Genomic DNA, 11895 nt, shown 5'->3' on the forward strand with positions numbered 1-11895 from the left:
CCGTGCAATCAACCACCCCTAGTGTTCGCTCCGGCGTCGCGTTCCGTGGTCAGCAGAGTTTGCCGCACAAACGTGCGGCCACCGAAACGCCAGTGGAAACCAGACTAGGCGATAGGGACACATTGGGAAACATGGAGTTTGTGACAAGGCTACAGGACGATGAAACCGCGCGAGGCGGCTTTTGCCACCGCCCGCGCCACTCCGCCCTGCGGCGCAGATTGCGTTACACATCCGCGAACCGAATCGAGATTCCGCAGGACATGCCATGCCTGCGCCTTTCGGTCGGGCCCGCGCATCGCGGATGCCGAAGGCGCGCCGGCGGGGAAGGTTACATGCAAAGTTACGGCAAACGGAAACTCTCGCCGGCGGCCTTGCTCGCCCGTTCTTGCGGGCGCAACTGTTCCGGGCGCCCGCCACTGCCACAGGCGGCGCCGGTCGAAAGCCAACGCCGGCGGGAGCCGCGCTGCGTCCCCGCTCACTCCGGTGCGAGATCGACCGGCAGGTTCAGTCCCGCGCGCGACAGTCCGTCCCGAAGCCGCTCCCAGGTTGCGCGATCGCTGATCGGGAAACAATTTCCGATCCAGCGCGCAATGTCCGCGCGGCTTGGCGGGGAAGGTCTGACCCAGCGCTCCCGCACCCGCCCCTCAAGCTGAACACGCTGCGCATGCGCCTCGATCTCCTGTCCGCTCAGTGCGAGTGCGGCGACATACCAGGCCTCAACGCCGAGATAACCGCCCTTGAGATACCGGAACGCATTGATGGTCTGCGCGTAGTCCCGGCTCAGGAACATGATCCCGACAAAATAGCTCCAGTGCAACGGTGAGGTCAGAAGGCCGCTGTCGTGCAATTGTTTGGCAATTCGCGAGGCTTCCGCGGCGTGGCCGAAATAGGCCAGGCCATGCGCGCCCGACAGCAGCGTCCAGGGGTCATTGTCGTTCAGCGCCAGTGCCTGGCGGTGGTGCGCCTCCGCCTGGGCGAAGCGACGCTGAAGCGCGGCCGTCCAGGCGGAACACAGATGCGCCCGCGAATCGAAGGGATCAATCGACAGGGCAACGCGTGCCAGACCGGCGGCACGGTCAAGATCCGCCTGCAGCAATCCTTGCCCTGGAAAGATGATGTGCCGGGTGTTGATGATCTGCGCCAGGCTCGAGTAAGCCGGACCGAAACCGGGATTTTCCTCGATGATGGCGGAAACGATCCGCTCCGCACGCTCGGAGTTTTCCCTGCGCCAGGTGGCATGCAGACGCTGCGCGACCAGAAGCTGGTCGTAATGCTCCACCGAGACGTCCGGCATCCGCGACATGTTGGCCAGACGTTCGGCGGAAATGCTCACATTCATGGCAAGCGCGATCTCCGCGACCAGCGCCGGCTGGCGGGCGAACAGTTCGTCGATCGCCAGTTCCTGATTGCGCCCCCAGACATAGGCATTGGTGCGGGAATTCTTGACCGTGACGGAATAGGACAGCATGCGCCCCGACCGCATCGCGCTGATCGCCACCCGGTAGAGCGGCGACAGGGATTGCGAAAGGTCCTCCGTCACCCCGTCGGCGACGGACCATTCCCGGAAGCGCACGAGACGCGAGATGAGGTCATGGCGAAACACCCGGGCCAGACGCGTGTCCTCGTCGGACAGCGACACATGCATGATCGGATCGACCACTATCACCGGTGGCGCATGGGCCGGAGCCGGTGCTTCATCCTTCGTTGCCGGCAGCCCGTCAGACGCGGACACGCCGGCCGGCGCCGGCCCGACCTTCGGCGCGTCCGCAATGCGTGCGGACCCGGAGGCGGAGCGTGCGATGCGCGCGCGTTCGTGGTTCAGCCAGTCCGCGAAATGACCCAGCTTGATGTCGACGATCAGGTTTTGGGTTTCGCGGGAGGGCTGCGTGTCGAACTCCTCCTCAAGCAGGTTCCAGATTTCCTCATAGGTGCGCAGGGCCGACGTGTAGTCGCCGCGAACGGCGCGCGCGGCAATGAAGGCACGACAGGCCGGCTCATGCGTCGGGTCGATGTTCAACAGCGCGACGGCTGCTTCCTCGATCGCTTGCCAGTTCTCTCCGTCCAGCGCGATCCTAGGCTCCAGCACGCCGCGCAACTGATCGTGGAACTGCTGACGACACACCCGTAGCCAGGCGGTGAAGGGTTCGGACAGCGTCTCGCCTCCCTCCACGAGGCGTTCCGACAGACGCTTTTCGTCGATCAGCCGGCGGGGCACCTGGCCGCCGACGGAAAACAGATCGTGGATATCGGTCCGCACCCGGCCGAGATCGAGGGTGATGTTCAGCTTGTCGCCACCAAGCCCGTCAAAGCCGGCGGTCTCGAGAATGCGTCTCAGGATCAGCAGGGTCTGGCGCAGCGACGAGCGGGCATGATGATCGGAACTGTCTTCCCAAAACAGGTTCGCGGCGGTTTCGCGCGACAGGCGGCCGCCCGGCGACAGGCACAGACGGGCAAGCAGGCCTTCCGCCTTGCGCGAGCGGAAGACGACCGGTGCCCCGTCCACGTCAAACCGCGGAGGCCCGAGGAGGTGGGCATGCAGCACCGACGCCCGACCGGGCGCTTGCATTTGGGCCTCCGCCTTATCGTTTCCGCCGATATTGTCCACAATCGCCTCTGTTTCGTCGCCCTGTCGCGGTCTCCGAGTGACCTGCCGCTTTCACGCTTTTTCCCTTGTTTTTTCAATGGTTGCGCAATTCCTGAACCAATACAACCACCCACGGACGCCCGCCTTTGTCGTGCGGTTGCGGAAACGCGCTCGCAGGAGCTTCCTTCGCCGTCGTCGGCGGCAGGAAGTTGCTTCTATGTAACAACAACACGTTTCGAGCGAAATCAGGGTCTTGCCCAATCCGCCAGCCCACCCGGGCTTTTCGCCGGGATCTGGAAAACGGAAAGCCTGTCGCCCCGCATGTTCGTTTTTCGCCGGCGCTCCCTCACTCCGTTGGGCAGTCCCGGCTTGCGCCGGCGCCGTGCCGGCTGGTCCCGAAACCCGGTTCACATCAAAATCACGGACATATAACGCTGGTTGCTTTTTCATAAATGTAACGAATGGTTGTGTTCGGATGTGAGGGGCAGTGCCACTGTGTCTGGTGGCAGCGCTCGAAGTCTACTGCTTGCAGCCTCGCGTTTTTCAACCGGTGGCCGGCAAAGGGATCGGTGCCGCGCACAGCCTGATGACCAGACTGATGACCAGACGACCGCCAACGACTGGATGGCATCGACGTGTTTCAAGGGGTGGCCTTGGGGCGTTTGCACAGTCGCATCGTAAAGCCTCGGTTCGCCCCGAGGTCCGATGCGGAACGCCGCAAGTCACATGCGGACCGCAGCGAGCCTTTCTTCTGCGGGTCCAAACGTGACCCAACTGGGCCGGGTTGACGTCAACCCGGCCCGCTTTTGAGGCACGGACCGGTCCGACTGGCGCCGGCCCGTCGCAGGGTGCAATGCGGTGATGCGCATGGGGCGATGCGCATGGGGCTCGAGCCGTCAGGGTTCGAGGGCGCCCAAGGGGACGCAAGAAGACCACAGAGGGGTTTGAAGAGCAGAGGGTCAGAGAGCGTCAGAGAGGGTCCGAATGGGGCAGGAACGACTTTTGCCCGGCGCGAAACACCCGCTCACCAATTGCCATGGATCGCAGGCACCTGCGCCCGGTCATGTGGCCCGCAATTTTCCAAGGCGCGGTAGCGCCTCATTCATTGGCCTGGCGGCAAAGGAAATTCACATAGGCATACTTCCGGAATTTTCAGTCGCTCATCGCCCGTCCGCGCCTCGCGGGCGGGCGATTTTTCTCGCTCCCCTCCCCGGCTCCGCCTGACCGCGCCCGCGCGCATCCTCCCCGCCGACATGCGCTCCTGTACGGGGACCGAGCACTCGGCGCGCCATCGCCGACCGGCCGCGAAATGCCCTTTTCCTTTCCCTCGCCTGTTCAAGACACTATTGATTCACCACGGGAAACAGAAAGGGTCCGCGTGAGCGCCTTGCCACCGATAGATGTCGCCGATCTGCGCGTGCTGGTGTCGCTCGCCAGCGAGCGGCATTTCGCGCGTGCCGCTCAGGCCTGCAACCTGTCGCAGCCGGCTCTCTCGACACGCATCCGTCGCATGGAGGAAGCGCTCGGCACGCCGCTGGTGCAACGCGGTCAGCGTTTCCTCGGCTTCACCGAGGCCGGCGAGCGGGTGCTTGCCCGCGCACGTCGCGTCCTTGCCGATCTGGACGGCCTTCGCCAGGACGTGACGGGCGGGGCGGATCTCTCTGGCCGCCTGAGGATCGGCGTGATCCCGAGCGCCACGCCGCTCGCCGGACGACTGGCGGCAGCACTCGCACAAGACCACCCCAATGTTGAGGTCGTCTGCACCAGCCTGTCCTCGCGCATGATCGAGGCCGGCCTGCTGGATTTTTCCCTCGACGCGGGCATCACCTATCTGAACAACGAGCCCCTGCACAACGTCGATACCCTGCCGCTTCAACCGGAGAGCTATTGCCTCGTCGGATCGCGCGGCCTGCTCGGAGAAAGCGGGGACCCGGCAAGCTGGGTGCAGGCGGCAAGCTGGCCCCTCGCCCTGCTGACAAGCGACATGCAGAACCGGCGCATCCTCGACAAGGCCTTCGCCGATGCCGGGGCGACGCCACAGGTGGTGTTCGAGGCAAACAGCTTCCTCTCGATCTTCGGACGCGCGGGGCGGACAACCTCCCCGGTCGTGGCGATCCTGCCGCGCATGATCGTCGACGAGTTGAAAACCGATGCGCTCGGCGTTCGCGAACTTGAAACCATGCGCGTGCCGCCGGTGATCGGGCTGGTCGCGCCGCGTCGGAACCTGCAATTGCCGCTGACCTCCGCGCTCTGGCGCGTGTGTCTCGAGGCGCCCCAATCCGTTGATAACCTGTCATGATCACACGATTGCCAATGGCGATTTGAATTCGCTTGCGAATTCCCCGCCACTCGGTCTTTCGACAACGAAGGGACAGGGTGGCAATGCTGGGCGGAAGTCGCGGACCGTATTCAGGGGCAGTCGACAGGGGGCGGAAAGGCCGGAGCGGACGGCTCAAGGGGCGCGCGCTCGACGACGCCGCGCTTGACGACGTGCGCCGGCTGCTTGGCGAGGCCCCGCGCCGAAGGGATCTGTTGATCGAGCATCTCCACACGCTGCAGGATGAATTCGGCGGCCTGACAAGCGCCCATCTCAAGGCACTCTCCCACGAGATGCGGCTGTCGGAGGCCGAGGTCTTCGAAGTCGCGAGTTTCTACCACCACTTCGACATCGTGAAGGACGGCGCGGACCTGCCGCCGCTGACGATCCGTGTCTGCGACAGCCTGTCGTGCATGATGGCGGGCGCGGAACAACTGATCGCCGAGCTGGAAACGCGGGCCGATCCGCGCGAGATCCACATCCAGCGCGCCGCCTGCCAGGGGCGCTGCGCCGAGGCGCCGGCAGCCCAGGTCGGGCGCAACGAGGTCGGACATGCGACCGCCGACGGGCTTCTGCAAGCCGCGCAGGCCGGAGAGACGGCGCCGCGTCCGGTCGAGGGCCTCAACCTCGATGCCTATCGCGCGAAGGGCGGCTATGCGCTTCTGCAGGAGTGTCTTGCCGGCAAGCGCAAGCCGGAGGATCTGATCGCGACCCTGTCCGACGCGGGGCTGCGCGGTCTCGGCGGCGCCGGCTTTCCGGCCGGGCGCAAGTGGGAGATCGTGCGCTCTTTCGCGGGTCCGCGACTAATGACGATCAACGGCGACGAGGGCGAACCCGGCACCTTCAAGGACAGGCTGTTCCTAGAACAGGACCCGCACCGCATGCTGGAAGGCGCGCTGATCGCCGCCTGGGCGGTCGGGGCGGAGCGCATCTATCTCTACATGCGCGACGAATATCCCGGCGTTCTGGAGGTGTTGCGCCGCGAACTGGCGGAGCTCGCCGCAACCGGCCTCACCGATCACGCCCCCATCGAGCTGCGGCGCGGCGCCGGCGCCTATATCTGCGGCGAGGAAAGCGCGATGCTGGAATCGATCGAGGGCAAGCGCGGCCTGCCCCGGCACCGCCCGCCCTATATCGCGGAAAAGGGCCTCTTCGGCCGCCCGACGCTCAACCACAACATCGAGACGCTGTTCTGGATCCGCGACATCATCGAGCATGGCGCGGAGCGCTTCGCGGGCCACGGCAAGGACGACCACTTGGGCCTGCGCTCGTTCTCCGTTTCGGGTCGGGTGCGCAAACCGGGCGTCGCGATCCTGCCCACGGGAAGCACAATCCACGAGATCATCGAGGCCTGCGGCGGCATGGCCGAGGGCCATCGGCTTGCCGGCTTCCTGCCGGGCGGCGCCTCCGGCGGGATCTTCCCCGCCTCTATGGCCGACCTGCCGATGGATTTCGGAACCTTCGAGCCGCATGGCGGCTTCATCGGCTCGCATGCGGTTGTGATCCTCTCCGACAAGGACGACATGCGCGCGGTCGCCCTCAACCTCCTGCGGTTCTTCAAGCATGAAAGCTGCGGGCAATGCACGCCGTGCCGGGTCGGGACGGAGAAGATGGTCGCCCTGCTGGAACAGGGCGACTGGGACGAAACCCGTCTCGGCGATCTGGAACAGGTCATGCGCGACGCCTCGATCTGCGGTCTCGGACAGGCTGCAAGCAATCCGGTCCGCTCCGTGCTGAAGTTCTTCACGCAGGAGAACGCGACATGATCGTTCGCCCGGCAACACAGGCGGATCTGGAGCGGTTCGCCGCCCTCGTGAGCGAGCTGGAGCATCACTACGGATCGGACATCGATCCCGGTCTGGTGCGACAGCGGCTGGCGGAGGGCCTGGCACGCTACCGCGACCTGGTGGTTCTCGTGGCGGAGGACGGCGATGCGCTGCTCGGCCATGCGACGATGTCGCCGCTCTATCCCGCCGGACGGGCCAATCCCGCCTTTTTCGTCAAGGACGTCTTTGTTTCCAGGAATGCGCGCGGGCGCGGGGTCGGTGAAGCGCTCCTTCGCGCCTGCGCCGCTGAGGCCCTGGCGCGCGGCGCGCCGCGAATGGACCTGAGCGTCGATGCCGACAACGAGGGCGCGATCCGGCTCTACCGGCGGCTGGGCGCGGTGGAGCCCGAAAAACGTTACCTGCGATGGGACGGCGAAAGCCTGGAAAAGCTTGCGGGAGCCGCGGACAATGACTGACACAATCACATTCACCCTCGACGGCCGGGAGGTCGAGGCAACCGCGGACGAGACCATCTGGCAGATCGCCAAGCGGGTCGGAACGGCGATCCCGCACCTGTGCCACAAGGATGCGCCGGGCTACCGCTCCGACGGCAACTGCCGCGCCTGCGTGGTGGAAATCGAGGGCGAGCGCACGCTTGCCGCCTCCTGCATCCGCACGCCCACGGACGGCATGGTGGTCACGACAGCCTCCAGGCGGGCCGAAAAGGCGCGCGAGATGGTGTTCGAACTGCTTGCCAGCGACATGCCGCCCCGAGACGAGGCGCCGGACCGGGACGCCGACTTCTGGATCTGGTCGGAAACGGTCGGGGTCGAGAGCTCCCGCTTCGACAGCCGCTACGCGGAGACGACGCATCACACCCGCGAAAAGCGCTGGGACACGTCCCACCCGGCGATCGCCGTCAATCTTGACGCCTGCATCGCCTGCGGCCTGTGCGAGCGCGCCTGCCGCGAGGTGCAGGTCAACGACGTGATCGGCATGGGCTATCGAGGCGGCGAGTTGCGCCCGATCTTCGATCTCTCCGATCCGATGGGCGCCTCGACCTGCGTTGCCTGCGGCGAATGCGTGCAGGCCTGCCCGACCGGCGCGCTGCAGGAAAAAAGCGTAATGGACGCGCCGGCGCGCAAGACCGTGCTCACGGCCGAGCGCACCGTTGACACGCTCTGCCCCTTCTGCGGCGTCGGCTGCCAGACGACCGTACACGTCAAGGACGAGCGGATCATCAAGGTCGACGGGCGCGATGGCGCGGCCAATGAAAACCGGCTTTGCGTCAAGGGCCGCTTCGGCCACGACTACATCCGCCATCCGCACCGGCTGACCCGCCCGCTGGTGCGCCGCGACGACGCGCCCAAGGCCGGCGACGCGATGCTCGACCCGGCCAATCCCTTCGACGTCTTCCGTGAGGCAACGTGGGAGGAAGCGCTGGAGCGCGCGGCCGGCGGACTGGCCCATATCCGCGACACGATGGGCGGACCGGCCCTTGCCGGCTTCGGATCGGCCAAGGGCTCGAACGAGGAAGCCTATCTGTTCCAGAAGCTGGTGCGACAGGGCTTCGGCACCAACAACGTCGACCATTGCACGCGGCTTTGCCACGCCTCTTCCGTCGCCGCGCTGATGGAAGGGATCGGCTCCGGCGCGGTCTCCGCGCCCTTCCGCGCGGCCGAGGACGCCGACTGCATCGTCGTGATCGGCGCGAGGCCGACGCAAAACCATCCCGTTGCCGCCACCTACCTCAAGCAGGCCGCCAAGCGCGGCGCAAAGCTCATCGTCATGGATCCGCGCGGCCAGGACCTGATGCGCCACGCCAGCCATTCGCTGCGCTTCACGCCGGGCAGCGACGTCGCGATGCTCAACGCCCTGCTGCATGTGATCATCGCGGAAGACCTTTACGACGCCGACTATGTGGCCAATCACGTCGACGGCTTCGAGGCGCTGAAGGACAAGGTCCGCGACTTCTCGCCGGAGGCAATGGCGAGCGTCTGCGGCATTGATGCCGACACCCTGCGCGACGTGGCGCGCACCTATGCCAAAAGCGAGCGGTCGATAATCTTCTGGGGCATGGGCGTGTCGCAGCATGTCCACGGCACGGACAACGCCCGATGCCTGATCGCGCTGGCGCTCGTCACCGGCCAGATCGGGCGCCCCGGCACCGGCCTTCACCCCTTGCGCGGGCAGAACAACGTTCAGGGCGCGTCCGACGCCGGCCTCATCCCCATGTTCCTGCCCGACTACAAGTCCGTCGAGAATGCCGAGATCCGCGGCGCCTATGAAGACGCCTGGGGCCGCACGCTCGACCCCACGCGCGGACTGACCGTCGTGGAGATCATGGATGCGATCCATTCCGGCGACATTCGCGGCATGTACATCATGGGCGAGAACCCGGCGATGTCCGATCCCGACCAGATCCACGCGCGCGCAGCCCTTGCCAAGCTCGACCATCTGGTGGTTCAGGATATCTTCCTGACCGAAACCGCCTGGCACGCGGATGTGGTGCTGCCGGCCTCCGCCCATGCGGAAAAGCTCGGCACCTACACAAACACCAACCGTCAGGTGCAGCTCGGTCGCCCGGCGGTGCCGCTTCCCGGTGCCGCGCGGCAGGACTGGGAGCTGATCGCCGAGATCGCGCGGCGCATCGGCCTCGACTGGCCGTATCAGCATGTCGGCGAGGTCTATGAGGAAATGCGCGCGCTGATGCCGTCGCTCGCAAATATTTCCTTCGAACGCGTGGTGCGCGAGGGCTGCGTCACCTATCCGGCCTCAAGCGAAGATGCCCCCGGCGACGACATCATCTTCACACAGGGCTTTCCCACCGCCTCCGGCAGGGGACGCCTGGTTCCCGCCGACCTCATTCCCCCCGACGAGATGCCGGACGAGACCTACCCGCTGGTCCTGACCACGGGCCGCATGTTGGAGCACTGGCACACCGGCGCGATGACCCGGCGCTCGTCGACCCTCGATGCGCTGGAACCGGGGCCCGTGGCCGCGATGAACCCGCGCGAGATCGACGCCCGCGGCCTGAGTGCAGGCGACGCGGTGACGGTCACGACGCGCCGGGGCGCGATCACCGCAACCCTGCGCGCCGACCGCGACGTGGCGGACGGCATGGTGTTCGTGCCGTTCTGCTTCTTCGAGGCCCCCGCCAACCGTCTGACCAATGCGCAGCTCGATCCCTTCGGCAAGATCCCGGAGTTCAAATATTGCGCGGCGCAGGTGACCCCGGTGGGCGGGCTCCACCGCGAGGCCGCCGAATAGTCCTCCCGCCGCATCGGTCGGCGGCAACCGCCAACGAAAAAAGGGAGTGCCGCCTGTTCCGCGACACTCCCTGCACTCTTCAAAACACTCCGGCCTCGGTCCAATCGATCAGGCGGCGGACTGCTTGCGTGCCTCGCCCCGGCGCTCCGGCCCCTTGTAGTTCGGGTCGCGGCCCTTGCCCCGGTCGAGCGCACCCTCCCGGATCTCGACGAAGAAGCCGCGGATCTGTTCGGCGATCTCCGTCGACTGGGTCCGGAGGCTGCCGGAGACGGAGAGGAAATCCTCCGCCGCATGCTCGGTCTTGTCGATGGCATCATTCACGCCGGAGACGTTGCGCGTCAGCGTCATCGTGCCCTGGGCCGCATGCTGCACGTTCATGGAGATCTCGCGCGTCGCGGCCCCTTGCTCCTCGATCGCCGCCGCAATTGCCGCCGTCAGCGTGTCGATCTCGCCGACGGTGGAGGAAATCGAGCCGATGGTGTCGACCGCACGCGTGGTTGCCGCCTGCACTTCCGACACCTGATTGGCGATGTCCTCGGTCGCCTTGGAGGTCTGGCTCGCGAGCTGCTTCACCTCCTGGGCGACGATCGCGAAGCCGCGCCCGGCTTCGCCGGCCCGTGCGGCCTCGATCGTGGCGTTGAGCGCCAGCAGGTTTGTCTGTTCGGCAATCGCCTGAATGAGACCGATCACGTCTCCGATCTTCTGGGCCGACGTCGAGAGACGGCCGATCTCCTGAGATGCGCTTTCCGTGACAGAACTTGCCCGGCGGGCGACATCGGACGCGCCGGTGATCTGGCGGCCGATCTCCTCGATGGAGGACGACAGCTCCTCAGCCGCAGACGCCACGGTCTGGACGCTCACCGACGTTTCCTCGGAGGCCGCCGACGCGGAGACGGCCTCTTGCGAGGCGGAACTCGCCACGTCCGACAAGGTGCCGGCCTGCCGCTGCATCCGGTCGGCGGTCTGGTCGACGGTCCGCAGGGACGCCTCGACCTTTTCCTTGAACCGGTCGACCGCATCGCTCAGGTGGCGGGTCTGCGCTTCCTGCGCTTCCATCAGAATTTGCTGATAGGTCGAAATCGCGAAATCGAGATCGAGCAGGACAGCCTTGTTCAGCACCTGCACCGACTGGATCGCCTTGTTCGGCGCGAAGCGGAACTTGCGCATGACAATGGCGATCAGCTCATTGAGAACGAATTGATAGCCGGCGATATACCAGCGCGGCTCGAGACCGATCCGGCTGTGGGCGCGTCCGATGCGGTCGATGCTCTTCACATAGTCATCGTCGAAGGCGCCGGTGAACAGCCGCTTCCAGTGTTTCTTCTGTGCCGTTTCAAGAGACGCCTGGCGATCGCCGACCAGAGCCGCCAGCTCCGGCTGCTTGACGATATGAGAGTAGAACCTGTTCAGGATGTCATCGAGGCGCGGCTCCACGACCGGCCACATGCTTTGAAGACAGCGCCTCGCCTCCTGGTCGACCCGCGCGAATGCGACCCGTACTTCGGACCTATGCTCATTTTTTGTCGACATCGGATCACCTCATTCAGCCACTGACGCCAGAATGGGCAAACCCGGTTACAAATTAGATAACAACAAAGCATGCTTTACGGAAAAATCATTCAAACTCGAGAAAACCCGAGGATATTTCCCAAAGTGAAAAGAAGAACATCAGCAACGGAGATAATCTACTGTAAAAAACTACAATATAAACCGCCGGTCGATATGTAGATCTACATACAGGAACCGCCGACGCTGCCTGACGCCGGACACCCACCAGCGCGACCAGCCCCTCAGCGGACCCGGCAGAACAACCGGAAGGAGCACTCAAAAGCTGAAATGAGTCGGCGAGCGCGGCAAGCATGTTTGAAAAAGCGCTGGCTGGGGCGGCAGGATTCGAACCTGCGAATGGCGGCACCAAAAGCCGCTGCCTTACCACTTGGCGACGCCCCAACGCGCGA

At 65.3% G+C, this 11895-nt stretch carries 6 protein-coding genes and 1 tRNA gene; 4 read left to right on the forward strand and 3 right to left on the reverse strand.

What is annotated here, in order from left to right:
- Nucleotides 1-475: 475 nt before the first annotated feature.
- Entirely contained in the window at nt 476-2566 is a 2091-nt protein-coding gene (locus LC092_RS16170; protein ID WP_224808256.1) for a BTAD domain-containing putative transcriptional regulator, read from the reverse strand.
- Between the two features lie 1396 nt (nt 2567-3962).
- Between LC092_RS16170 and LC092_RS16175 the strand changes: the two genes are divergently transcribed.
- The 4 genes from LC092_RS16175 (at nt 3963) to fdhF (ending at nt 9937) form a co-directional block, all read left to right on the forward strand.
- Complete coding sequence (locus LC092_RS16175; protein WP_224808257.1) at nt 3963-4883, forward strand: LysR family transcriptional regulator; 921 nt, start codon at nt 3963-3965, stop codon at nt 4881-4883.
- An 83-nt stretch (nt 4884-4966) separates the two neighbouring features.
- A complete protein-coding gene (locus LC092_RS16180; RefSeq protein WP_224808258.1) occupies nt 4967-6667 on the forward strand; it encodes an NADH-ubiquinone oxidoreductase-F iron-sulfur binding region domain-containing protein in 1701 nt (566 codons plus the stop codon).
- The gene (locus LC092_RS16185) at nt 6664-7143 is read left to right on the forward strand and encodes a GNAT family N-acetyltransferase (protein WP_224808259.1); all 480 of its coding nucleotides are present in this window, start codon (nt 6664-6666) and stop codon (nt 7141-7143) included. Before LC092_RS16180 ends, LC092_RS16185 begins: the two co-directional genes overlap by 4 nt.
- Nucleotides 7136-9937 (forward strand): formate dehydrogenase subunit alpha, encoded by a 2802-nt coding sequence (gene fdhF, locus LC092_RS16190; RefSeq protein ID WP_224808260.1) that lies wholly within the window; start codon nt 7136-7138, stop codon nt 9935-9937. The genes LC092_RS16185 and fdhF overlap by 8 nt, the downstream gene beginning before the upstream one ends.
- Before the next feature lie 108 nt (nt 9938-10045).
- On the opposite strand, the gene LC092_RS16195 is transcribed toward fdhF, so the two are convergent.
- A complete protein-coding gene (locus LC092_RS16195; RefSeq protein WP_224808261.1) occupies nt 10046-11467 on the reverse strand; it encodes a globin-coupled sensor protein in 1422 nt (473 codons plus the stop codon).
- A 345-nt stretch (nt 11468-11812) separates the two neighbouring features.
- Nucleotides 11813-11887: transfer RNA gene (locus tag LC092_RS16200), tRNA-Gln, on the reverse strand.
- Nucleotides 11888-11895: the final 8 nt, after the last annotated feature.

Source organism: Stappia stellulata (genome assembly GCF_020176715.1).
In the GTDB taxonomy this organism is placed as follows: domain Bacteria; phylum Pseudomonadota; class Alphaproteobacteria; order Rhizobiales; family Stappiaceae; genus Stappia.